This window comes from Agrococcus sp. SCSIO52902, assembly GCF_022983135.1.
GTDB classification, from domain to species: domain Bacteria; phylum Actinomycetota; class Actinomycetes; order Actinomycetales; family Microbacteriaceae; genus Agrococcus; species Agrococcus sediminis.
The window spans coordinates 1,687,410-1,709,090 of the sequence record NZ_CP095269.1 but is presented as its reverse complement, the minus strand read 5'-3'; the positions used below and the strand labels follow the sequence as shown (position 1 = coordinate 1,709,090).

The following is a 21,681-nucleotide window of genomic DNA, read 5'->3' as shown; positions in this document are numbered from 1 at the left end:
GCTCGGCCATCAGCGCATGACGGGCGCGACCGTGCCCGCGAGCGCCTGGGCGACGACCGCCCGCGCGTCCTCGTGCCGCGCGTGCGGGTCGTGCAGCACCAGGTGGTGCGGCAGCACGTGCGCGGCGAGCGCCTTCACGTCGTCGGGCGAGAGCCAGTCGCGGCCCAGCAGGTGCGCTCGCGCCTTCGCCGCCCGCACGAGCTGCAGCGTGGCGCGCGGGCTCGCGCCCAGCCGCACGTCGGCGTGCTCGCGCGTGGCGCGGGCGAGCCGCACGGCGTAGCGCTCGACGAGCTCGTGCGCGCGCACCGCGTGCGCCGCGGCGATGTCGGCGCGGAACTCGTCGAGCGTCGTCACCGGCCGCACGGCGTCGAGCGGCTGCGCCGTCTCGCGCGCCTGCACCATCGCGAGCTCGGCGGCCTCGTCGGGGTAGCCGACCTCGAGCCGCACCATGAAGCGGTCGCGCTGCGCCTCGGGCAGCGCGTACGTGCCCTCCATGTCGATCGGGTTCTGCGTCGCGACGACGAGGAACGGCGTCGGCAGCCGGTGCGTGACGCCGTCGACCGTCACCTGCCCCTCGGCCATGCACTCGAGCAGCGCCGCCTGCGTCTTGGGGCTCGCGCGGTTGATCTCGTCGGCGATGACGATGTTCGCGAAGACCGGGCCGGGCTGGAACCGCAGTTCGCCCGTGCCCTGGTCGAGCACCGACATGCCCGTGATGTCGCTCGGCAGCAGGTCGGGCGTGCACTGGATGCGCCGCACCGTGCCGCCGACGGCCGCGGCGAAGGCGCGCGCGAGCTGCGTCTTGCCGACGCCCGGCACGTCCTCGAGCAGCACGTGGCCCTCGGCGAGCAGCACCGTGAGCACGGTGCGGATCTCCTCGGCCTTGCCCGAGATGACGGATGCGACGGCGTCCTCGATGCGGGAACCGGGCGTCGACGTCGGCCCGGGAGCGCGCTCGATCACCGCCTCCTCGACCTGCTCGTCAGCCTGCATGCTCCGCCCCCGCCTCTGCCAGTGCGTCGATCCTGCCCGCCTCGCGACCGGCCCGGTAGGCCTCGTCGCTGCCGAGGCGGAACATGTCGTCGCCGGGCGCGCGCACCAGGCGCCGCGCGCCGGGCTCGTCGAGGTCGGTCACGTGCCGGCCGAGGCCGCGCACGAGCACCACCGGCACGCCGTCGGCCTTGCCCGCGACGAGCTCTGCGGCGCCGGCGATCTCGTCGGCGATCGCGGGCGCGGTGACGAGCAGCGGCCGGCCGTTGGCGTCGGTGCCGACCGGCTCGAGCACGCGCACGCCGGCCGCGCCGATCGCGACGTCGGTCTGCCCGACGCGCCAGGCGCGCCCGAGCGTGTCGCTCACGACGACGCCGATGGCCGCGCCGAAGCGCGACCGCAACCGCTCGGCGATCGCCCGCGCCGACGCATCCGAGTCCTCGGGCAGCAGCAGGATCGTGCCGTCGTCGGTGTTCGAGGCGTCGACGCCCGCCGCGGCGAGCACGAGGCCCGTGCGGTGCTCGACGATGCGCGTGATGCCGCCCGGGTGGGCGCGCGACGCGACGAGGCGCACCGACTCCTCGGTGATGGCCTGCTCGCGCTCGGCGGCCGGGCGGATGCGCCCCTCCGCCTTCGAGACGACCTTGCTCGTGACGACGACGATGTCGCCGTCCTGGGGCGCGAGCGGGGCGAGCGCGTCGGCGACGATCGTCGGCAGGTCGTCGCCCGGCCGGATCTCGCCCATGCCGCGCACGGCGCGGAGCTCGAGGTCGGGGCCGCGGCTCCGGCCCGGGTCGTGGTCCGCGCTGCAGCCGGGATCGGTCATCGCTGCTGCAGGAAGGTGGCGACGGCCCGCGGCACGTAGGGGCTGATGTCGCCGCCGAGCTCCGACACCTGCCGCACGAGGCTCGACGAGACGTGCGCGTTCTCGGGGTTCGGGAGCATGAAGATCGTCTCGACGCCCGCGAGGTTGCGGTTCACGATCGACATCGGCGTCTCGTACGAGAGGTCGGTCGACGAGCGGATGCCCTTCACGAGCACCTCGGCGCCCACCTGCTGGCAGTAGTCGACGAGCAGCCCCATCGACCAGTTCGCGATGCGGATCTCGCCCTCGATGCGGGCCTCGGCGATCGCCCGCTCGATGAGCTGCTCGCGCTCGACGACCGGCAGGAAGGCCGCCTTGTCGGGGTTGTGGGTGACGACGACGTGCACCTCGTCGAAGATCCGGGCGGCGCGCTGGATGACGTCGAGGTGACCCAGGGTCACAGGGTCGAACGAACCGGGCACGACGGCGATGCGAGGCATGCCGCCCAGCCTAACCGCCGACCCTATGAGCCTTGCTCATCGGCGTCGGTCCGAGGGAAGGGCTGTCCCCCTACGCCGTGACGAGCGCGGCGCGCGCGTCTGGGTCGAGCCGCGCGTGCACGGCGAGGCGCAGTGCCGGATGCGCGACGAGGGTCGGGTCGGCGTCGAGCACGTCGCGCGCGGCGGTGCGCGCGGCCTCGATGATGGCGCCGTCGCGCGCCACCCGCAGCACCTTGAGGCCGCTGCGGCCTCCCGACTGCGCGACGCCGAGCACGTCGCCCTCGCCGCGCTGCTCGAGGTCGACCTCGGCGAGCGCGAAGCCGTCGAGGGTGCTCGCGACCGCGTCGAGCCGCACCCGCGCATCCGACAGCTCGTCGACGCCCGTGACGAGCACGCACAGGCCCGCGTGCTCGCCGCGGCCCACGCGGCCGCGCAGCTGGTGCAGCTGCGAGACGCCGAAGCGGTCGGCCGAGAGCACCACCATCATCGTCGCGTTCGGCACGTCGACGCCCACCTCGATGACGGTCGTCGCGACGACCACATCGATCTCGCGGTCGCGGAACGCGCGCATCGTGCGGTCCTTGTCGTCGGTCGTCATCGCTCCCGTGAGCGGGGCGACGACGCGGCCGGCGAGCGCGGGGCTCCGGCGCAGGTTGGCGAGGGTCGTGACCACGTCGGCGACTGGGGGCGGCGCCGGGCCGACGGCCGGCGCATCCGCCGCCGGCTCGTCGACGCCCTCGAGCCTGCCGGGCTCGATCGCCGGGCAGACGACGAACGCCTGGCGGCCGGCGGCGAGCTCCTCGCTCATGCGCCCCCACGTGCGGTGGAAGGCGGCGGGCTGGCGCACCTGGTCGACGACGAAGGTCTGGATGGGGCTGCGGCCGGCCGGGAGCGTGCGGATCGTGGAGACGTCGAGGTCGCCGAACGCCGTCATCGCGATGGTGCGCGGGATGGGTGTCGCGGTGAGCACGAGCGTGTGCGGGTGGAGGCCCTTCGTGCGCAGCGCCTCGCGCTGGGCGACGCCGAAGCGGTGCTGCTCGTCGATGACGACGAGGGCGAGCTCGGCGAAGGTGGTGCGCTCGCTGAGCAGCGCGTGCGTGCCGACGACGATGCGCGCCGAGCCCGCGGCGATCGCGAGCAGCGCGCGCTTGCGGTCGGCGGCCGGCATCTGGCCGGTGAGCAGCGTCGGCTGCAGCTCGGCGGCGAGCTCGGGGCCGAGCGAGCGGGTGATGGAGCGCAGGTGCTGCACGGCGAGCACCTCGGTGGGCGCGAGCAGCGCCGACTGCCCGCCCGACTCGGCGACCGCGAGCATCGCCCGCGTCGCGACGACCGTCTTGCCCGAGCCCACCTCGCCCTGCACGAGCCGGTGCATGGCCGTGCCGCTCGCGAGGTCGGCGGCGATCGCCGCGCCCGCCGACTGCTGGTCGTCGGTGAGCGGCCACGGCAGCGCCGCGTCGAAGCGCTCGAGCAGCGCTCCTGCGTGCCGGGGCGCCGTCGGCAGCGTGTCGAACCAGTCGCGGGTCGCCAGCAGGTAGGTCTGCAGCAGGAACGCCTCGTGCCACGCGAGCGTGTGGCGGGCGCGGAAGGCGTCCTGCTCGGCCTTCGGCTGGTGCGCGAGCCGCAGCGCCTCGACGAGCGGCATGAGCCGGTGCTCGCGCCGCACCTCGTCGGGCACCGGGTCGGGCACGTCGCCGAGGGCGTCGAGTGCCTGCGCGACGAGCGCCTCGATCTTCATCGTCGTCAGGCTCGCCGTGGCCGGGTAGATGGGCACCGGCTTCGCCGCCCACTGCTCGGCGTCGACGCCCTCGGCCTCGTCGAACGCCTCGTACGTCGGGTGCGCGAGCTGCCGCTTGCCCTTGTACTCGCCGACGGCGCCCGAGAAGAGCGCCGTGACGCCCTGGTGCAGCTCGCCCGTGCGCCACGGCTGGTTGAAGAACGCCGTCTCGAGCGACGACTCGCCGTCGGTGATCGTGATCGTCGTGAGGGTGCGCGGGCGCCCCTTGGCGTCGCGCTGCAGGTCGCGGGTCTCGACGCCGCGCACGCGCGCGACCACGGTGACGTGCTCGCCGGGCACGAGGCTCGCGAGGTCGGTGAGCTCCCCGCGCTTCGCGTAGCGGCGCGGCAGGTGCCACACGAGGTCGCCGAGCGTCGTCATGCCGAAGGCGCGCTCGAGCTTCGTGGCGGCGGCCTTGCCGACGACGCGCTCGAGCGGACGGCCGAAGCCCTCGGGGGTCGCGGCGCCGGAGCCCGCGCCGCCGCGCGCGCCGCCCGCGCGATCGGGCTTCGCCCCGCTCGCCTCCCGCTTCGCCACCTGCCCAGCGTAGGCCGAGCGGCTGACGCGCGCGGCGCATCCGCCCGCCCTCGTGGAGAGCCCGTCGCCGCCTGGGGCTGCCCAGCGCGGGCGGGGGTCGGATGCGCGAGGATGGGCCGCATGACGCGCATCATCGGGGGCCTCGCGGGCGGGGTGCGGCTGCACGTGCCGCTGCGGGGCACGCGGCCGACGTCGGAGCGCGTGCGCGAGGCGCTGTTCGGCGCGCTCGACGCGCGGAGCCTCTGCGACGGCGCGCGGGTGCTCGACCTCTACGCCGGCTCGGGCGCGCTCGGGCTCGAGGCGGCGAGCCGCGGGGCCGAGTCGGTCGTGCTCGTGGAGCGCGACCGCGCCGCCGCCAAGGTCGCGCAGCGCAACGCCGAGTCGGTCGCCCGCTCGGGCGCCGCGCACGCGATCGTCGAGCAGGTGGCGGTCGCGCAGTACCTGCACCGCTCCGGCCGCCGGTTCGACCTCGTCTTCATCGACCCGCCCTACGAGCTGCCCGGCGGCGAGCTCGCGTCGACGCTCGCCGACCTCGCGCCGCTGCTGCAGCACCCGGCCGTCGTGGTGGTCGAGCAGGCGCGGCGGGCCGGGCCGCTCGACCTGCCCGGCGACCTCGAGGTCGAGCGCACCCGCGACTACGGCGACACGACGCTGCACTTCCTCGCGACGACGGGCGAGCCGGGCGACCGCTGAGGGCGGCTGCCGCTGCGGTCGCGGGCGCGCCGAGCGGTCTCCGGTACCGGATCGCGGATGCCGGTGGGCTCGACCCGCGATCGGGTACCGGAAGCGGGACAGGGCGGGTGCTGCCCGCGGGTCAGCCGGCGCGGTAGGGGTCCCAGCCGCGCGGCGCGAGCGGAGCGCCGTCGAGCGTGACGCCCGGCCGCTCGTCGGCCGCGAGCGCCTCGACGGCGCCGATGCGGCGCACCGCGTGGCCCCCGAGCTCGGCCGGCGGCCGCACGCCGGCGGGCAGCGCGACGAGCAGCGCGTGGTCCTCGCCACCGTGCAGCGCCGCCTCGAGGCTCGCGCCGGGCGCTGCCCGGGCGACGGCCACCGCCTCGAGCGCGATGCGCACGCCGGATGCGCGGGCCACGCGGGCGGCGTCGAGCGCGAGGCCGTCGGAGACGTCGAGCATCGCGGTGGCGCCGAGGTCGGCGAGCAGCGTCCCCGCCGCGATCGGGCTGACGGGCGCGAGCTGCGCCTCGATCGACGCGCCGTCGGCTCCCGCGCGGAGCCGCTCGGCGGCGGCGCGCACCGGCTCCGCCGCCGCGTCGAGGGCCTGCGCGAAGAGGTGCCGCAGCCCCGTGGCCGCGAGGCCCAGGCCGCCGACGCACCACACCGCATCCCCCTCCCTCGCGCCGCTGCGCAGCACCGGCGCGCGACCTCCGAGGTCGCCGAACGCCGTCACCGCGATCGTCGCGTGCGGGGCCGTGCCGAGGTCGCCGCCGACGACGCCGCAGCCGGGCGCCATCGACGCGACCGCGTCGGCGAGGCCGCGGGCGAAGTCCTCGAGCGACGACACGTGCGTCGACGGCGGCACCGCGAGCGCCACGACGAGCGACGTGGGCCGCGCGCCCATCGCGGCGACGTCGATGAGGTTGGTCGCGACGGCCTTCCAGCCGAGGTCGTGCCACGTCGACCAGCCGAGCCGGAAGTCGGCGCCCTCGAGCATCGTGTCGGTCGTGACGACGACGCGGCCGTCGGGGGCGCGCACGACCGCCGCGTCGTCGCCCGGGCCGAGCTCGGTCGTGTCGCCCGCCGGCAGCAGCGGGAGGATGCGCCGCAGCGCCTCGAGCTCGCCCGCCTCGTGCAGCGTGGGGTCGTCCATGCCGCAACGGTAGCCGCCGCGCACGGAGGGACGCCCCGCGCATGGGCCGCGCCGAGGCGCGCTCGGTAGGCTCGACGGGTGCGCCTGCTCCCCCTCGCCGCCGCTGCCGCGGCCCTCGTCGCGCTGACCGGCTGCGCCCGCTCGGTGTCGCTGCCGCCGGCCGAGGACGCGGCCGATCCGGGGTGCGCGAGCGTGATCGTCTCGCTCCCGGAGGAGCTCGGCGACGCGAGCCTGCCCCAGCCGCTCGACCGCCGCGAGACCACCGCGCAGGGCACCGCCGCCTACGGCGACCCGAGCGCGGTGACGCTGCGCTGCGGCATGCCGGAGCCCGCGCCGTCGGCGAGCCGCTGCATCCAGGTGGGCGCCGTGGACTGGCTCGAGGTGGCGCAGGAGGAGGACGTCTGGACCTTCGTCAGCTACGGCCGCTCCCCCGCCGCCGAGGTGGTCATCGACACGGGCGTCGTGAGCGCCGTCACCGCCCTGGAGTCGCTCTCGAGCGCCGTCGACCGCCTCGAGCAGACGGGCGCCTGCACCTAGCCCTGCGCGTCGGCCGCGAGCACGTCGGGCAGGAAGACGCGGCCGTCGTCGTGGCCCGGGTCGAGCACGATCGCGTGGCCCGCGGGGATCGCGGCCGCGAGCTCGGCACCGGTCATCCTCAGGTGCCGGCGCGTGCGCGTCGCGAAGCCGCCGATGCGGCTCGTCGCGGTGAACGCGACGACGAGCTGCAGGTCGCCGTGCGGCAGCACGAGGAAGCGCCCGGAGCCCGGGTCTCGGGGGTTCTCGACGACCGCCGGCACCACGAGCTCGGCGTCGCGCACGACCGCCCAGGCGCCCGCGTGGTCGGTCGCGTCGATCGCCCGCAGCACGTCGAGGGTGGGGTTGGCCATGGCTCCCATCGTGGCAGACGGATGCGCGGCGCGGCCGGCGGTGTCGGCGGCCTCTGGGAGACTGGGGGCATGGCGCTCGACTTCACCGCGATCGATTTCGAGACCGCCAACGGCCACGCCGCCTCCGCCTGCGCGGTGGGCCTCGTGAAGGTGCGCGACGGCCGCATCGTCGACCGCTTCGCCACGCTCATCCGCCCCACGGCCCCGTACGACGAGTTCTGGGAGTGGAACGTGCGCATCCACGGCATCCAGGCCCACCAGGTGCTCGGTGCGCCCGACTGGGTCGAGGTGCAGGAGCGCATCCTCGGCTTCGGCGGCGACGACGTCTACGTCGCGCACAACGCCGGCTTCGACAAGGGCGTCATGCGCGCCGCGGCCAAGGCCGCGCGGCTGCCCGTGCCCGAGATGCGCTGGACCGACTCGCTGCGCATCGCCCGCAAGACGTACGCGCTCGAGTCGTACCGGCTGCCGGTCGCGGCGCTCGCGGCGGGCTTCGACGACTTCCGCCATCACGACGCCGCCGGCGACGCCGAGGCGTGCGCCGCGATCGTGATCGGCGCGGCGAAGCGGCACGAGCTCGACGACCTCGAGTCGCTCGTGCAGCGCTGCACCTCGGCGGTGCACGAGATCGGCGAGCGGCACGAGCAGATGGAGGAGCTCGCGGCGTCGCGCCGGGCGGCCCAGCGCGAGCGCCCCTGGTGGCAGTGAGCGCCGCCAGCGCCTCTCGGCCATAACGAAAGCATCACGATCGGGCGGATCCTGTCCCCCTGACTTCGCGGAATCCCGCGGAATCCCGGCTCGCGAGCTCGAACGCCACCTTCTGGCCATGGCTACCGTGGAGAGCGCGGACGGTTCCCCAGACCGTCCCGGACCCCCACGGACGCGACCGCCGGCAGCACTCCTGCCGGCGAGCGTATGGTGCCGCTTCGCCGACCTCTCGTCAGCGATCGACGGCAGACGAACGACCGCTCGCGCGGCTGCACCCGTCCTCGACTGAACACCCTCCGGGGCGCGACAGGAGCGACATGAGCGAACCGCGCGTGACCGGCGACGAGACCGTCGCCGACGACATCGCCGTGCGCGTCGAGCATCTGACCAAGGTGTTCGGACGGCGCGCCGGCGAGGCCGCCGACCGGCTGGCGGAGGGCGCGAGCCGCGACGAGGTCGCGAAGCTCGGCACCGCGGCCGTCATCGACGCATCGTTCGAGGTGCGCCGCGGCGAGATCTTCGTGGTGATGGGGCTCTCGGGCTCCGGCAAGTCCACGCTCATCCGCATGCTGAACGGCCTGCTCGACGCCACGCGCGGCTCGGTCGAGGTCGACGGCCAGCCCGTCACCGGCATCGAGCCGCGCCGGCTGCGCGCGGTGCGGCGGTCGCAGGTGTCGATGGTGTTCCAGCACTTCGCGCTGCTGCCGCACCGGACGGTGCTCGAGAACGTCGCCTACGGCCTCGAGATCCAGGGCGTCGATCGCGACCGCCGCCTCGAGCTCGCCCGCCGCGTCGTCGACCGCGTCGGCCTCGCCGGCTGGGAGGAGCGCCTGCCGAGCGAGCTCTCCGGCGGCATGCAGCAGCGCGTCGGCATCGCCCGCGCGCTGTGCGCCGACACCCCCGTGCTGCTCATGGACGAGGCGTTCAGCGCCCTCGACCCGCTCATCCGCCGCGAGATGCAGGAGCAGCTCGTCGAGCTGCAGGCCGAGCTCGGCAAGACGATCGTCTTCATCACGCACGACCTCAACGAGGCGATGTTCCTCGGCGACCGCATCGCCGTCATGCGCGACGGCCGCATCGTGCAGATCGGCAGCCCCGAGGAGATCCTCACCGACCCGGCCAACGACTACGTGGCGCAGTTCGTGCAGGACGTCGACCGCACCCGCGTGCTCACCGCCGCGAGCGTGATGGAGCCGCCCGCCGCATCCGTGCCCCTCACCGTCGGTCCGCGCGGCGCGCTCAAGGCGCTGCGCGACGTGCAGTCGTCGACGCTGCTCGTCACCGGCCCCGGCCGCACCGTGCTCGGCGCGGTGCGCGACCGGGAGGTGCTGCGGGCGGTGCAGCGCGGCGACCGCGACCTCGCCGCGCTCGTCGACGCCGACGTGCACCGCGTCGGCCCCGACACGAGCCTCGCCGACCTGCCAGAGCTCGCCATCACGAGCGGCCTGCCGCTCGCCGTCGTCGGCGACGGCGGCCGGCTGCTCGGCGTGATCCCGCGGGTGATGCTGCTCGCGGCGCTCGGCAACGTGCCCACCGACACCTCCGAGCTCGCGATCGTGGACCTGCCCCCGGCGGTCGACCCGCGGCTCGTCGCCCAGACCCTCGACGACACGCAGGAGGTGTCCGATGCTCGATGACGTCCGCCTGCCGCTCGGGGCATGGGTCGAGACCGGCGTCGAATGGATCACCGCCAACCTCTCGGTGCTCTTCGACCTGATCCGCACGATCGTGCTCGGCCTGTTCGAGGCCGCCGAGGTCGCCTTCACCGAGCCGCCCGCGCTCGTCATGATCGCGATCCTGGGCGTCGTCGCCTTCGCGGTGCGCGGGTGGCGGATGGGCGTCGGCACCGTGGTGGGGCTGCTGGTCGTCGTGCTCGTCGACCAGTGGGACAACGCGATGGGCACCCTCGCGCTCACGGTGGTCGCGGCGCTCTTCGCGCTGCTCATCGCGATCCCGCTCGGCATCTGGGCCGCGCGCTCCGACACCGTGTCGGCGATCGTGCGCCCGATCCTCGACTTCCTGCAGACGATGCCCGCCTTCGTCTACCTGATCCCCGCGATCATCCTGTTCGGCATCGGCGTCGTGCCCGGCATCATCGCGACCATCGCGTTCGCGATGGCACCCGGCGTGCGGCTCACCGAGCTCGGCATCCGCGGCGTCGACCGCGAGATCGTCGAGGCGGGCGCCGCGTTCGGCGCGTCGCCCGGGCGCATCCTGCGGCAGATCCAGCTGCCGCTCGCGCTGCCGACGATCATGACCGGCGTCAACCAGATCATCATGCTGTCGCTGTCGATGGTGGTGATCGCCGCGATGGTCGGCGCCGGCGGGCTCGGCCAGGACATCGTCCAGGCGCTGCAGCGCATCGACGTGGGGCTCGGCTTCGAGGCCGGCCTGTCGGTGGTGATCCTCGCGATCATCCTCGACCGGCTCACGAACGCGCTCGGCAGCCTGCAGCGGCACAGCCCGCTCGCGAGGCTGCGCTCGCGCCGCGCCGCGGCCGCGGGCGCGCCGACGCCTGCAACCGGCACGGTCGCCCCGGCGGCCGCCGAGACCGACCCGGCCGCCCTGACCGGGCGATGAGACTTCGGCGACCGCAGCCCGCGGCCGCCGACGGACGAATGACACGGAACGAGAGAGGACACAGCATGCACAAGCGATTCATCCGCGGCGCGGCCGTCGCCGCCGTCGGAGCCCTGGCCCTGGCCGGGTGCTCGGCGGGAGGGGCCGAGGCGGAGGCGCCCGAGGGCGACGCGACCGCCACCGCCGACCAGACCGACCTCACGATCGGCGTCTTCAACGGCTGGCACGAGGGCGAGGCCGTCTCCTACCTGTGGGCCGCGATCCTCGAGGAGGAGGGCTACGACGTCGAGCTCGAGTACGCCGACGCCGGGCCCGTGTTCGCCGGCGTCGCCGGCGGCGACTACGACGTCACGCTCGACGGCTGGCTGCCGATGACCCACGCGTCGTACATGGAGGAGTTCGGCGACGACCTCGTCGACCTCGGCTCGTGGAACGACGACGCGGTGCTGACCCTCGCCGTCAACGAGGACGCGCCGATCACCTCGATCGAGGAGCTCGCCGAGAACGCCGACGCCTTCGGCAACCGCATCGTCGGCATCGAGCCGGGCGCCGGCCTCACCGCGGCGACCCAGGACTCCGTCATCCCCACCTACGGGCTCGAGGGCATGGAGTTCACGACCTCGTCGACGCCGGCAATGCTGGCCGAGCTGAGCGGCGCGATCGACGCCGGCGAGAACATCGTGGTCACGCTGTGGCGCCCGCACTGGGCCTACGACGAGTTCCCCATCCGCGACCTCGAGGACCCGGAGGGCACGCTCGGCGCCGCGGAGGGCATCCACTCGATCGCCCGCGCCGGCTTCGAGGAGGACTTCCCGCAGCTCACCGAGTGGCTGCAGGCGTTCACGATGGACTCCCAGCTGCTCTTCTCGCTCGAGAACGAGATGTTCAACAGCGACGCCGACTCCGACGACTTCCCCGAGATCGTCGACGCGTGGATCGCCGAGAACCAGGAGTACGTGGACTCGCTCACCGCGGGCGAGTGACGTGACGGCGGAGGGGCCGCTCCCGGGTGGGGGCGGCCCCTTCGTCGTGCCTGGGCGGGTGGTCTCGACTCGTCGGCCTGCGGCCGACGGCTCGACCAACGGGAAGGGGTGGTCTCGACTCGTCGGCCTGCGGCCGACGGCTCGACCAACGGGAAGGGGTGGTCTCGACTCGTCGGCCTGCGGCCGACGGCTCGACCAACGGGAAGGGGTGGTCTCGACTCGTCGGCCTGCGGCCGACGGCTCGACCAGCGAGGGGCGGTCAGTCGTTCGCGGTCACGTGCGCGAGCAGCAGCTGCCGGAACCGCTCCGGGTCCTCGAGGTGCGGCGAGTGGCCCGCGTGCTCGAAGACGACCTCCTGATACCAGCCGCCCTTCGCCGCGTACGCGTCGAGCACCGCGCGCGTCTGCGACACCATCGGCTGCGGCGGCGCCGCCTCCTCCCCCGGCCAGCCCGGCACGATGCCGTGCTTGCCGAGCGTGTTGAGGTCGAAGAACGACTCGTCGCCCACGATCGCGTCGTGCGCTCCGCGGATCCACAGGATCGCCGGCTTCCGCTCGAGGTCGACGATGCCGGTGAGGTCGAGGTGCACGCCCGACATCGTGTTCAGCACGCCGCGACCGCCGGCCGCGAAGCCCGGCCACGCATCCGACGCCGTGCCGTCGCCGGGCTGGTTGCCCTCGCCCGTGCGCGTCGAGAGCATCGACTCGACCCAGAGGTCCTCGTGGTCGTCGGAGAACCCGGGGGCGACGTACGAGCTGCGGAAGACGCTCCGGGGGCTCGTCGGCTCGTCGTCGGTCGTGTCGCCCGCCGCGAGGCGCGCGATGAAGTCGGGGTTCGCCGCGAGCCCGCCCGTGCCCGCCCCGTCGGGCGTGCACAGCGTGCCGTCGAGCCGGGTGCCGAAGCCCTGCGGCGGCACCGGCGCCATGAGCGTCACCGAGCGGATGAGGTCGGGCCGGTCGAGCATGAGCTGCATCACGACCCCGCCGCCCATCGACCACCCGAGCAGGTGCGCGTCGGCGACGCCCATCGCGTCGAGCACCGACGCGACGTCGTCGGCGAAGTCGCGCAGGCCGCGCGTCGCGTCGACCGGGAGCGCCTCGCTGTCGCCGTAGCCGCGCAGGTCGATCGCGACCGTCGGTCGCGGCAGCGCGAGCATGAGCGGCTGGAAGAACGACGACGACGAGACGTTGCCGTGCACGAGCACGACGGGCCGGCCGACGCCGCCGTGGCGGAGGACGGATGCGCGCAGGCGGTCGGTGCGGACGACCTGCTGCTCGATGCCCTCCAGCAGGGTCGTCACGCCAGCACCTCGGGCTCGGTCTTCTCGCGCACCTCGTCGAGCGTCACGCCCGGGGCCAGCTCGACGAGCCGCAGCCCCTCCGGCGTCACGTCGAGCACGGCGAGGTCGGTGATGATGCGGTCGACGACGCCCTTGCCCGTGAGCGGCAGCGAGCACTCGTCGACGATCTTCGCCGAGCCGTCCTTCGCGACGTGCTCCATGAGCACGATCACCTTCGCGGCGCCGTGCACGAGGTCCATCGCGCCGCCCGGGCCCTTCACCATCTTGCCGGGGATCATCCAGTTGGCGATGTCGCCCGAGGCCGAGACCTGCATCGCGCCGAGGATCGCGGCGTCGATCTTGCCGCCGCGGATCATCGCGAACGACGTCGCCGAGTCGAAGAACGACGTGCCCGGCAGCGTCGTGACGGTCTCCTTGCCGGCGTTGATGAGGTCGGGGTCGACCGCGTCCTCGGTCGGGTACGGGCCGACGCCGAGGATGCCGTTCTCGCTCTGCAGCACGACGGTGACGTCGTCGGGCACGTAGTTCGGCACGAGCGTGGGCAGCCCGATGCCGAGGTTGACGTACATGCCGTCCTCGAGCTCCTCGGCCGCGCGCGCGGCCATCTGGTTGCGGGTCAGTGCCATGTCAGGACTCCTCTCGAACCGTGCGGCGCTCGATGCGCTTCTCGATGCCCGTGCCGACCTCGACGATCCGGTGCACGAACACGCCGGGCAGGTGCACGGCATCCGGGTCGATCTCGCCCGGCTCGACGAGCTCCTCGACCTGCGCGATGCAGATGCGGCCCGCCATCGCCGCGGGCGGCGAGAACTGCCGGGCGGCCTTGTTGAAGACGAGGTTGCCGTGCCGGTCCCCGCGCAGCGCGTGGACGAGCGCGAAGTCGGTCGTGATGGCCTCCTCGAGCACGAACTCCTGCGGCTCGCCGTCGACGTCGAACGTCGCCGTGGGCTTCGGCTCGGAGGCCTTCGCGACCGTGCCGTCGGCGTTGTAGAGCTGCGGCAGGCCGCCCTCGGCGACCTGCGTGCCGACGCCCGTGCGCGTGTAGAACGCGGCGATGCCGGAGCCGCCGGCGCGCAGCTTCTCGGCGAGCGTGCCCTGGGGCGTGAGCTCGAGCTCGAGCTCACCCGTGAGGTAGCGGCGCTCGAACTCCTTGTTCTCGCCGACGTAGGACGAGGTCATCTTGTCGATCTGCCCGTTGCGCAGCAGCAGGCCGAGCCCCCAGTCGTCGACGCCGCAGTTGTTCGAGACCACCTTGAGGCCCGTCACGCCGCGCGCCTCGAGGGCGCGGATGAGCTCCATCGGGTTGCCGGAGAGGCCGAAGCCGCCGACCGCGAGGATCGCTCCGTCGGGGATGTCCGCGACCGCCTCGGCCGCGGACGCGTAGGTCTTGTCGATCGCCATCAGCGTCCCTCTCTCTGCTGCGCGGGTGCGCCGGCGGCGCGCGCGGCCTCGGCGACCGCGTCGGCCACCGCATCCACGCCCGCGCCCAGCAGGATCGTGTAGTGGTTCGTGCCCGGGATGTCCCGGACCTCGAGCTCGGGCAGCCGCGACCTCCACGTCGCGAGCCACTCGTCATCGTAGAGGCCGGGAGCCTCGTCGAAGAGGCCGCGCGGGCTGCGCAGCAGCACGGTCGGCACCGCGAGCGACTCGAGGGCCTCGACGTAGCCGCCGCGGCCGTCGAGCTCGACGAGGTTCGCGACCACCGCGTCGGGGTTCGCGGAGGGCCGGAGCCCTGCGTCGACCTCGGCGTGCGCGTCGACGGGCACGAGGTCGTAGTCGACGTACTCCTCGATCGCCGCGCTCCAGTAGGGGCCGAAGGCGGGGTGCTCGCGCCAGAAGTCGCGGTACGCGTCGCCGGAGGGGAACGTCATGCGCAGCCGGTCGATGGCCGGGCCGAGCACCTCCTCGGGGCTGCGCTCCTCGCCTGCGGGCGCGGGGCGCAGCGGCAGGCCGCCGTCGACGAGCACGAGCGAGGCGACGCGCTCGGGGTGCGCGTCGGCGAGGCGCACCGCGACGTACGCGCCCATCGAGTGGCCGACGACGATCGCGCGCTCGATGCCGGCGGCGGTCATCGCGGCGGCGACGTCCTCGGCGTGCTGCTCGAGGCCGTAGGGGCCCGGCAGCGCTCGCGAGCCGCCGCGGCCGCGCAGGTCGACCGCGAGCAGCGGGCCGTCGACCCGGGCTGCGAGGGACGAGAAGGAGCGGTGGTTCGCCGTGATCCCGTGGACGGCGACGACGGGCATGCCCGTCGCATCCGCCCGCCACAGGGTCCCGACGAGCTCGCCGCCCGCGACGGGCAGCCGCAGCGGCGCCTCGGTGGCGGCGGTCGTCATCGGGCGCTCCACCCGCCGTCCATGACGTAGGAGGTGCCGGTGACCATGCCCGCGTGCGGGCCGGCGAGCCAGGTCGCGAGCGACGCGACCTCCTCGGGCTCGACGAGCCGCTTGATCGCGGCCTCGGTGAGCATGACCTTCTCGAGCACCTCGCTCTCGGGGATGCCGTGGCGCTTCGCCTGGTCGGCGACCTGCGACTCGACGAGGCCCGTGCGCACGTAGCCGGGGTTGATGCAGTTCGAGGTGACGCCGTGCGGGCCGCCCTCGAGCGCGGTCACCTTCGACAGGCCCTCGAGCCCGTGCTTGGCGGCGACGTAGGCCGACTTGAAGGCGGAGGCGCGGATGCCGTGCACGCTCGAGAGGTTGATGATGCGGCCGAAGCCGCGCTCGTACATGCCCGGCAGCGCCGCGCGGATGAGCAGGAAGGGCGCCTCGAGCATGAGCGTGTGGATGCGTCGCCACATCTCGGGCTCGAACTCCTCGATCGGCGCGACGCGCTGGATGCCGGCGTTGTTCACGAGGATGTCGGCTCGCAGCTCGAGGGACTCGAGCGAGGCGACGTCGAGCAGGTCGACCTCCCACGCCTCGCCGCCGATCTCTCGCGCGAGCGCGTCGGCTGCGGCGCCGTCGCGGTCGGCGACGACGACGTGCGCGCCCTCCTCGGCGAACGAGCGCGCCATCGCGGCGCCGATGCCGGCGGCGCCGCCGGTGATCACGGCCCTGCGGCCCTCGAGTGTGCTCATGCGTCCTCCTCGGTGTGCGCCGCGGTCGCGGCGGGGTGGCTTGCGGTGGCGGGCGTGCGGCCCGCTCGCGCGGCTGCTGCGCGAGCGGGCGGTGCGGTGCCGAGCGCGCGCTGCACGAACGCCACCATCTCGTCGAACACGTGGTCGGGCACGGGCGTCGCGCCGGAGCCGTAGGGACCCGACTCGGCCGTCGGCCAGAGCACGTACCGCATCCCGATCATCTCGCCGACGCCCATGAGCGCCCATGCGGCGACCTCCGGGTCGACGTCGCCGATCTCGCCGTTCGCACGGGCCCGTTCGAGGCCCTCGCGGTAGCCCTCGACGATGCGCTCGTAGTGGCTGCGCATCGCGCCGGGCGAGACGTACTCGGCCTCGCGCACCACGCGGTAGAGTGCCGGGTGCTCGGCGGTGAAGGCGAAGAACTCGCGGAAGCCCTCGCGCTCGGCCTCGGCACGGTTGGCGCCGCGGGCGGCGCCGTCGCTCATGGCCTTCCGCACGCGGCGGTTGAGGTCGTCGACGAGCTGCTCGAACAGGTCGAGCTTCGACTCGAAGTACAGGTAGAAGGTGCCCTGCGCCACCTTCGCGCGCTCGGTGATGCGCGAGATCGAGGCCGCCTGGTAGCCCTGCTCGGAGAAGACGGCCTCGGCCGCCGCGAGCAGCTTCGCCTTCGTCTGCTCGCCGCGCTTCGTCCTCGGCTCGTTCATCGCGCCTCCGCCCGCTCGGCCTGCGCGGCGGCGATGAGCGCCCGGCGCAGCGGCTTGCCGCTCGTGGTGCGCGGGATCTGACCGACCTCGAGGAAGCGCTTCGGGTGCTTGAAGCCCGCGAGGCGCCCGTCGAGGTGGTCGCGCAGCGACCGCTCGTCGGCGGGCTCGGCGAGTACGAGCCACGCGACGAGCTCCTCGCCCCACCGCTCGCTCGGCACGCCGGCGACGGCGGCGTCGGCGACGGCCGGGTGCTCGAGCAGCGCGAGCTCGACCTCGATGGGCGCGATCGACTCGCCGCCCGAGCGCACGATGTCCTTCACGCGGTCGACGATGCGGATGCGGCCGGCCGGGTCGCGCTCGACGAGGTCGCCGGTGCGCAGCCACGGCCCGAGCGTCGCCGCGGCGGTCGCCTCGGGGTCGCGGAAGTAGCCCTGGAAGACCGCGGGCCCCCGCACGAGCAGCTCGCCGGTGCCGGCGCCGTGCACGACGCGCCCGTCGACGAGCAGCGCGAGGTCCACGTGCGGGTAGGGGCGGCCGACGGTGCCGGCGTCGGAGGCGTCGCGCGCGATCGTGACGTTCGGCGCGGCCTCGGTGAGCCCGTAGCCCTGCTGCACGGGCACGCCGCGGCGCGCGAGCTCCTCGACGGCGCGCGGGTCGAGCATGCCGCCGCCGACGACGGCGGTGCGCAGGCTCGACAGGTCGCGCACCGCGAAGTCGGGGTGCTGGATGAGCGAGCGGAACGTCGTCGGCACCCCCATCGTCGCGGTGACGCGGTGCCGCTCGATGAGCGCGAGCGCGCGCCCCGCGTCGAAGGTGCGCTCGAGCACGACCTGCGCGCCCACCCACCAGGCGAGCAGCGGCTGGATGTTCCAGCCCGCCACGTGGTGCTGCGGCAGCACCTGCAGCACGACGTCGTCGGGCGTCATCGGCGTCGCGCGCGAGAGCGACAGGTTGGCCCAGGCGCAGTTGGCGTGGCTGAGCACGACCGCCTTCGGCGCGCTCGTGGTGCCCGAGGTGAAGAGCATGAGCAGGCCGTCGTCGTCCTGCACCGCACCGCAGGCCGCCCGCTCGGCGGGCGCCGACGCATCCGGCACGTGCGACTCGGCGCCGGCGGCGCCGAGCGCGGTCGTGCGGATGCCGTGGTCGCCGAGGCGCTCGAGCGCGGCCTCGGCGACGGGCCGGTGGTCGTCCTCGACGAGCAGCAGCGAGGGGTCGGCGATGCGCAGCTGCTCGGCGAGCTCGCGCGCGGTGAGCCGCCACGACAGCGGCACGAGCATCGCGCCGGCCTTGGCGCACGCGAACAGCAGCACCACCTGGTCGGCGGTGGAGCCCGTGACCGTGGCGATGCGGGCGCCGCGGCCGTGCCCGGCCTCGGCGAGCGCGTGGGCGAGCGCCGTCGCGCGCGCCTCGAGCTCGCCGTACGAGACGGTCACGCCGCGGTCGACGATCGCCGGCCGGGACGGGCCGGTCGCGGCACGGTCGGTTGTCCAGCGGCCGAGCGTGAGCGCGCCCGGGGTCGCCTCGCCGTGCATCGTCGCCCTGCTCGCCATGCGCCTAGGCTTCCATGTCCTGCAGCGCGGCGGGCTGCTCGGCGTCGTTCGGGCCGCCGCGCCGCCGCGTCACGCGGTGCGTGAGGCCGACGATGCCACCCGGTGCGAACATGACGACGAGCACGAACAGCATGCCGAGGATGAACAGCGGCTCCGACAGCGGGATGCGCAGCACGTCGGGCAGGCCCTGGATCCACTCGGCCGAGGCGAGCGCCGCGAGCCGCTGGTCGAGCAGCGTGTAGATGATGCCGCCGACGATCGCGCCCCAGCGGTAGCCGACGCCGCCGAGCACGACGATGACGAGCAGCGTGAGCGTGAAGTCGCTCGTCGAGATGCGCGGCGTCGCGCTCGACTGCAGCATCATGAACCCCATGCCGGCGACCGCCGCGAGCACGGCGGCTGCTGCGAAGACGAACAGCCGCACGAGGTAGGGCCGCAGGCCCAGCACCGTCACGCGCAGCTCGTTCTCGCGCGCCGCGGCGACCACGTGGCCGAGGCGCGAGCGCTCGACCCACACGCACGCGAGGTAGACGAGCACGAGGATCGCGAGCGCCATCCAGTAGAGGTTGCGCGTGTTGACGACGCCGACGAGGAAGTCGGGCACGACGTCGACCTCGAGCGTCACGCCCTCCTCGCCGCCCGTGAGCCCGCCGACGTTGCGGCGGATCATGACGTTCATCGCCTGCGCGACCGCGAGCGTCACCATCGCGAACGAGATGCCGGTCACCCGCAGCGCGAGCGCGCCGACGAGGTTGCCGAGCACGAGCGCGATCACGAGCGTCAGCACGATCGCGAGCAGGAAGACCGCCTCGCTCGGCATGCCCGTCGGCGCGAGCAGCCGCAGGATGATGCCGAGCCCGTACGCGCCCGCGGCGAAGAACATCGCGTGGCCGAACGAGAGCATCCCCGCCACGCCGAAGATGAGGTGGTAGCTGAGCGCGAGCGCGGCGATGAGCATCGCGTAGGCGAGCACCGTGAGCGTGCCGGGCGTGTAGGTGGGCCCGGGGAGGACGCCCGGGATGTCGATGGCGAGCAGCGGCAGGATCGCCGCCGCCACGACCACGGCCGCGCCGACCGCGAGCCGGCCCCACGTGGACTGCAGGAATGTGCGCATCATCCGCTCCTAGTGCGTGACCTTGCCCATGAGGCCGGTCGGTCGGACGAGCAGCACCGCGGCGAGCGCGAGCACGATGGCGATGTCGCCGGTGCCGCCGAGGTAGAAGTTCGCGAACTGCTGGATGACGGCCACGAGCACGGAGGCGATGGCCGCGCCCGTGAGGGAGCCGAGGCCGCCGATGACGGTGACGATGAACGCGTAGATGAGGAGCGACGTGCCCTGGTGGGCGCCCACCTGGCCGTAGTAGACGGAGGCGAGCACGCCGCCGAGGCCCGCGGCCGCGCCGCCGATGGCGAAGACGATCGTGAAGGCGCGGCGCACGTCGATGCCGAGCGCGGTGACCATCGTGCGGTTCTCGACGCCGGCGCGGATGACGAGGCCGTAGCTCGTGCGCTGCAGGAACAGCACGATGAGCACGAGCACGACGGCCGCGGTGCCGATGAGCAGCCAGCGGTCGTTCGGGATGTTCGCGCCGAGCACGTCGGTCGTGCCGCCGAGCCACTCCGGCAGCCGGATCTGGATCGGATCGGTGCCCCAGATGCCCTCGAAGAGCGCGACCGAGGCGAGGCCGAGGCCGACGGTGACGAGCACCTGCTCGATGTGGCGGTTGTAGAGCGGCCGGATGAAGACGAGCTCGGTGATCGCGGCCACGAGCGCGCCGACCACGAGGCCCACGAGCATGCCGACGAGCAGCCCGCCCCAGCTGCCGTCGCCGACGCGGCGGCCGACCTCCCAGCCCAGGAAGCCCGCGAGCGTGAGGAACGAGCCGTGGGCGAAGTTCAGCACGCCCATCAGGCCGTAGATGAGCGAGAGGCCGCTCGCGACGAGGAAGTAGAGGGCGCCGAGGCCGACGCCGGTGATGAGCAGGAGCAGGACGGTGCTCACGCTGCCTCCTGGTCGGTCGAGACGCCGAGGTGCCGGTGCACGAGGTCGGAGTCGAGGAACTCGGATGCGGGGCCCGTGTGCACGACGCGGCCGCCCGAGAGCACGACCACGGTGTGGGCGAGCGCGCGCACCACCTGCAGGTTCTGCTCGACGAGCAGCATGGGCGTGCGCTCGGCCGCGGCCTCGAGCGCCTTCGTCACGGTACCGACGATGAGCGGCGCGAGGCCCTTGGTGGGCTCGTCGACGAGCAGCAGCCGGTTGTCGTTCATGAGCGCGCGCGAGAGCGAGACCATCTGCTGCTGACCGCCCGAGAGCGTGCCCGCCTGCTGCTTCGCGCGCTGGAGGAGCTCGGGGAAGAGCTCGCCGACGATCCCCCGGTTCGGGGCGCCGCCGCGCTCGGCGAGCCGCAGGTTCTCCTCCACGGTGAGGCCGCCGAACACCTCGCGGTCCTCGGGCACGTAGGCGATGCCGCGCTGCACGATGCGGTGCGTGAGCAGCCGGTCGATGCGCTCGCCGTCGAAGGTCACCTCGCCCGTGCGCTCGTACAGGCCGAGCAGCGCCTTGATCGTCGACGACTTGCCGACGCCGTTGCGGCCGAGGAGCGCGGTGACGCCGTGGGCGGCCACGTCGAAGGAGACGTCCTCGACGACCTGCTGGCCGGCGATCCGGGCCTCGAGGCCGCGGACGGACAGGATGGCGGTCACACGGTCTCCCCGAGGTAGGCCTGCTGGACGGCGGTGTCGGCCATGACGGCCTTGGGCGTGTCGATGGCGAGCAGCTCGCCGTGGTGCATGACCGCGACCCGGTCGACGAGGCCGAGCAGCACCTCCATGTGGTGCTCGACCATGAGCACCGTGCGGCCGGAGCGGTGCAGCCGGCGGATGACCTCGACGAGCCCGGCGACGTCGCCGGAGCCGACGCCCGCCATGGGCTCGTCGAGGAGCACCACCTCGGGCTCGGTCGCGAGGAGCATCGCGATCTCGAGCTTGCGCTTGTCGCCGTGCGAGAGCACGCCGGCGTCGGTGCCCGCGTGGTGCGCGAGCTCGACCTCGTCGAGGCAGCGCATCGCCACCGCGGTGGCCTCGTCGCCGGCCCGCGGCATGCGCCACGGGCTCGTCGCGCCGCCGAGCTTCGACTGCGCCGCGAGGCGCACGTTCTCGCGGGCGCTGAGGCCCGGGAAGACGCTGGAGGTCTGGAAGGTGCGGCCGAGACCGACCCGCGCCCGCTGGTGCACCTTGCGGCTGGTGACGTCCTTCCCTGCGAGCAGCACGCGGCCGCTCGTGGGGATGAGCACACCCGAGATGACGTTGAACAGCGTGGTCTTGCCCGCGCCGTTGGGGCCGATGACCCCGACCATCTCACCGGTCGCGACCTCGAACGAGACGTCGTGCAGGATGCGCGCGCCCCCGATCTGCAGGCCGACGGCGTCCAGGACGAGCGCGGATCGGTCTTCCATCGGC

Annotated in this window: 23 protein-coding genes; 6 read left to right on the top strand and 17 right to left on the bottom strand. The window is 74.0% G+C overall.

Translation table 11 applies throughout. The annotated features are described in order from the left end of the window. Positions 1-9: 9 nt before the first annotated feature. From MU522_RS08475 to MU522_RS08460, 4 genes are all read right to left on the bottom strand, one after another. On the bottom strand, positions 10-993 hold the full coding sequence (locus tag MU522_RS08475; protein ID WP_246990614.1) for an AAA family ATPase: 984 nt from the start codon (positions 991-993) through the stop codon (positions 10-12). Then, on the bottom strand, positions 983-1,816 hold the full coding sequence (gene cofE / locus MU522_RS08470; protein WP_246990613.1) for a coenzyme F420-0:L-glutamate ligase: 834 nt from the start codon (positions 1,814-1,816) through the stop codon (positions 983-985). The genes MU522_RS08475 and cofE overlap by 11 nt, the downstream gene beginning before the upstream one ends. Further along, on the bottom strand, positions 1,813-2,295 hold the full coding sequence (coaD, locus tag MU522_RS08465; RefSeq protein WP_128190645.1) for a pantetheine-phosphate adenylyltransferase: 483 nt from the start codon (positions 2,293-2,295) through the stop codon (positions 1,813-1,815). The genes cofE and coaD overlap by 4 nt, the downstream gene beginning before the upstream one ends. A 70-nt stretch (positions 2,296-2,365) precedes the next feature. Beyond that, the gene (locus MU522_RS08460; RefSeq protein ID WP_246990612.1) at positions 2,366-4,606 is read right to left on the bottom strand and encodes an ATP-dependent DNA helicase RecG; all 2,241 of its coding nucleotides are present in this window, start codon (positions 4,604-4,606) and stop codon (positions 2,366-2,368) included. A gap of 120 nt (positions 4,607-4,726) precedes the next feature. Between MU522_RS08460 and rsmD the strand changes: the two genes are divergently transcribed. Further along, the gene (gene rsmD / locus MU522_RS08455) at positions 4,727-5,299 is read left to right on the top strand and encodes a 16S rRNA (guanine(966)-N(2))-methyltransferase RsmD (protein WP_246990611.1); all 573 of its coding nucleotides are present in this window, start codon (positions 4,727-4,729) and stop codon (positions 5,297-5,299) included. A 121-nt stretch (positions 5,300-5,420) separates the two neighbouring features. Here rsmD and thiL read toward each other — a convergent pair whose 3' ends face one another. Then, positions 5,421-6,431, bottom strand: a complete 1,011-nt coding sequence (gene thiL / locus MU522_RS08450) for a thiamine-phosphate kinase (RefSeq protein ID WP_246990610.1) — start codon at positions 6,429-6,431, stop codon at positions 5,421-5,423. 78 nt (positions 6,432-6,509) lie between these two features. Here thiL and MU522_RS08445 point away from each other — a divergent pair, with 78 nt between their 5' ends. Continuing rightward, a complete protein-coding gene (locus MU522_RS08445; protein WP_146357159.1) occupies positions 6,510-6,968 on the top strand; it encodes a DUF3515 domain-containing protein in 459 nt (152 codons plus the stop codon). Here the strand turns inward: MU522_RS08445 and MU522_RS08440 are convergent. Beyond that, the gene (locus MU522_RS08440; RefSeq protein ID WP_246990609.1) at positions 6,965-7,318 is read right to left on the bottom strand and encodes an SseB family protein; all 354 of its coding nucleotides are present in this window, start codon (positions 7,316-7,318) and stop codon (positions 6,965-6,967) included. The two genes, MU522_RS08445 and MU522_RS08440, sit on opposite strands and share 4 nt — an antisense overlap. Positions 7,319-7,387: 69 nt before the next feature. Between MU522_RS08440 and MU522_RS08435 the strand changes: the two genes are divergently transcribed. The 4 genes from MU522_RS08435 to MU522_RS08420 all read left to right on the top strand — a co-directional run bounded on the left by MU522_RS08435 (position 7,388) and on the right by MU522_RS08420 (position 11,589). Next, a complete protein-coding gene (locus MU522_RS08435; protein ID WP_246990608.1) occupies positions 7,388-8,026 on the top strand; it encodes an exonuclease domain-containing protein in 639 nt (212 codons plus the stop codon). A 317-nt stretch (positions 8,027-8,343) separates the two neighbouring features. Beyond that, positions 8,344-9,663, top strand: coding sequence for a glycine betaine/L-proline ABC transporter ATP-binding protein (locus MU522_RS08430; RefSeq protein WP_246990607.1), 1,320 nt, complete (start codon positions 8,344-8,346; stop codon positions 9,661-9,663). Further along, positions 9,653-10,606 (top strand): ABC transporter permease subunit, encoded by a 954-nt coding sequence (locus MU522_RS08425; RefSeq protein ID WP_246990606.1) that lies wholly within the window; start codon positions 9,653-9,655, stop codon positions 10,604-10,606. The genes MU522_RS08430 and MU522_RS08425 overlap by 11 nt, the downstream gene beginning before the upstream one ends. A gap of 65 nt (positions 10,607-10,671) precedes the next feature. Beyond that, positions 10,672-11,589, top strand: a complete 918-nt coding sequence (locus MU522_RS08420; protein WP_246990605.1) for a glycine betaine ABC transporter substrate-binding protein — start codon at positions 10,672-10,674, stop codon at positions 11,587-11,589. 259 nt (positions 11,590-11,848) lie between these two features. On the opposite strand, the gene MU522_RS08415 is transcribed toward MU522_RS08420, so the two are convergent. The 11 genes from MU522_RS08415 to MU522_RS08365 are packed head-to-tail and all read right to left on the bottom strand — an operon-like array spanning position 11,849 to position 21,677. Continuing rightward, on the bottom strand, positions 11,849-12,889 hold the full coding sequence (locus tag MU522_RS08415; RefSeq protein WP_246990604.1) for an alpha/beta hydrolase: 1,041 nt from the start codon (positions 12,887-12,889) through the stop codon (positions 11,849-11,851). Next, positions 12,886-13,515, bottom strand: a complete 630-nt coding sequence (locus MU522_RS08410; protein WP_128190443.1) for a CoA transferase subunit B — start codon at positions 13,513-13,515, stop codon at positions 12,886-12,888. The genes MU522_RS08415 and MU522_RS08410 overlap by 4 nt, the downstream gene beginning before the upstream one ends. Before the next feature lies 1 nt (position 13,516). After that, a complete protein-coding gene (locus tag MU522_RS08405; RefSeq protein ID WP_246990603.1) occupies positions 13,517-14,290 on the bottom strand; it encodes a CoA transferase subunit A in 774 nt (257 codons plus the stop codon). Continuing rightward, complete coding sequence (locus MU522_RS08400; protein WP_246990602.1) at positions 14,290-15,222, bottom strand: alpha/beta hydrolase; 933 nt, start codon at positions 15,220-15,222, stop codon at positions 14,290-14,292. The genes MU522_RS08405 and MU522_RS08400 overlap by 1 nt, the downstream gene beginning before the upstream one ends. Next, positions 15,219-15,965, bottom strand: a complete 747-nt coding sequence (locus MU522_RS08395) for a 3-hydroxybutyrate dehydrogenase (RefSeq protein WP_246990601.1) — start codon at positions 15,963-15,965, stop codon at positions 15,219-15,221. The genes MU522_RS08400 and MU522_RS08395 overlap by 4 nt, the downstream gene beginning before the upstream one ends. Further along, entirely contained in the window at positions 15,962-16,669 is a 708-nt protein-coding gene (locus MU522_RS08390; RefSeq protein ID WP_246990600.1) for a TetR/AcrR family transcriptional regulator, read from the bottom strand. The genes MU522_RS08395 and MU522_RS08390 overlap by 4 nt, the downstream gene beginning before the upstream one ends. Continuing rightward, a complete protein-coding gene (locus MU522_RS08385; protein ID WP_246990599.1) occupies positions 16,666-18,219 on the bottom strand; it encodes a class I adenylate-forming enzyme family protein in 1,554 nt (517 codons plus the stop codon). Before MU522_RS08385 ends, MU522_RS08390 begins: the two co-directional genes overlap by 4 nt. 4 nt (positions 18,220-18,223) lie before the next feature. Beyond that, positions 18,224-19,333 (bottom strand): branched-chain amino acid ABC transporter permease, encoded by a 1,110-nt coding sequence (locus MU522_RS08380; RefSeq protein WP_348645592.1) that lies wholly within the window; start codon positions 19,331-19,333, stop codon positions 18,224-18,226. Between the two features lie 9 nt (positions 19,334-19,342). Further along, on the bottom strand, positions 19,343-20,221 hold the full coding sequence (locus MU522_RS08375; RefSeq protein WP_146357137.1) for a branched-chain amino acid ABC transporter permease: 879 nt from the start codon (positions 20,219-20,221) through the stop codon (positions 19,343-19,345). After that, on the bottom strand, positions 20,218-20,925 hold the full coding sequence (locus MU522_RS08370) for an ABC transporter ATP-binding protein (protein ID WP_246990597.1): 708 nt from the start codon (positions 20,923-20,925) through the stop codon (positions 20,218-20,220). The genes MU522_RS08375 and MU522_RS08370 overlap by 4 nt, the downstream gene beginning before the upstream one ends. After that, positions 20,922-21,677 (bottom strand): ABC transporter ATP-binding protein, encoded by a 756-nt coding sequence (locus MU522_RS08365; RefSeq protein ID WP_128190628.1) that lies wholly within the window; start codon positions 21,675-21,677, stop codon positions 20,922-20,924. The genes MU522_RS08370 and MU522_RS08365 overlap by 4 nt, the downstream gene beginning before the upstream one ends. Between the last annotated feature and the right edge of the window lie 4 nt (positions 21,678-21,681).

Excerpts from the sequence above, each read along its gene's own strand:
- MU522_RS08475 (WP_246990614.1), bottom strand. The coding sequence starts at position 993 with ATGCAGGCTGACGAGCAGGTCGAGGAGGCGGTGATCGAGCGCGCTCCC.
- cofE (WP_246990613.1), bottom strand. The coding sequence starts at position 1,816 with ATGACCGATCCCGGCTGCAGCGCGGACCACGACCCGGGCCGGAGCCGC.
- coaD (WP_128190645.1), bottom strand. The coding sequence starts at position 2,295 with ATGCCTCGCATCGCCGTCGTGCCCGGTTCGTTCGACCCTGTGACCCTG.
- rsmD (WP_246990611.1), top strand. The coding sequence starts at position 4,727 with ATGACGCGCATCATCGGGGGCCTCGCGGGCGGGGTGCGGCTGCACGTG.
- thiL (WP_246990610.1), bottom strand. The coding sequence starts at position 6,431 with ATGGACGACCCCACGCTGCACGAGGCGGGCGAGCTCGAGGCGCTGCGG.
- MU522_RS08440 (WP_246990609.1), bottom strand. The coding sequence starts at position 7,318 with ATGGCCAACCCCACCCTCGACGTGCTGCGGGCGATCGACGCGACCGAC.
- MU522_RS08435 (WP_246990608.1), top strand. The coding sequence starts at position 7,388 with ATGGCGCTCGACTTCACCGCGATCGATTTCGAGACCGCCAACGGCCAC.
- MU522_RS08430 (WP_246990607.1), top strand. The coding sequence starts at position 8,344 with ATGAGCGAACCGCGCGTGACCGGCGACGAGACCGTCGCCGACGACATC.
- MU522_RS08425 (WP_246990606.1), top strand. The coding sequence starts at position 9,653 with ATGCTCGATGACGTCCGCCTGCCGCTCGGGGCATGGGTCGAGACCGGC.
- MU522_RS08420 (WP_246990605.1), top strand. The coding sequence starts at position 10,672 with ATGCACAAGCGATTCATCCGCGGCGCGGCCGTCGCCGCCGTCGGAGCC.
- MU522_RS08410 (WP_128190443.1), bottom strand. The coding sequence starts at position 13,515 with ATGGCACTGACCCGCAACCAGATGGCCGCGCGCGCGGCCGAGGAGCTC.
- MU522_RS08405 (WP_246990603.1), bottom strand. The coding sequence starts at position 14,290 with ATGGCGATCGACAAGACCTACGCGTCCGCGGCCGAGGCGGTCGCGGAC.
- MU522_RS08400 (WP_246990602.1), bottom strand. The coding sequence starts at position 15,222 with ATGACGACCGCCGCCACCGAGGCGCCGCTGCGGCTGCCCGTCGCGGGC.
- MU522_RS08395 (WP_246990601.1), bottom strand. The coding sequence starts at position 15,965 with ATGAGCACACTCGAGGGCCGCAGGGCCGTGATCACCGGCGGCGCCGCC.
- MU522_RS08390 (WP_246990600.1), bottom strand. The coding sequence starts at position 16,669 with ATGAACGAGCCGAGGACGAAGCGCGGCGAGCAGACGAAGGCGAAGCTG.
- MU522_RS08385 (WP_246990599.1), bottom strand. The coding sequence starts at position 18,219 with ATGGCGAGCAGGGCGACGATGCACGGCGAGGCGACCCCGGGCGCGCTC.
- MU522_RS08380 (WP_348645592.1), bottom strand. The coding sequence starts at position 19,333 with ATGCGCACATTCCTGCAGTCCACGTGGGGCCGGCTCGCGGTCGGCGCG.
- MU522_RS08365 (WP_128190628.1), bottom strand. The coding sequence starts at position 21,677 with ATGGAAGACCGATCCGCGCTCGTCCTGGACGCCGTCGGCCTGCAGATC.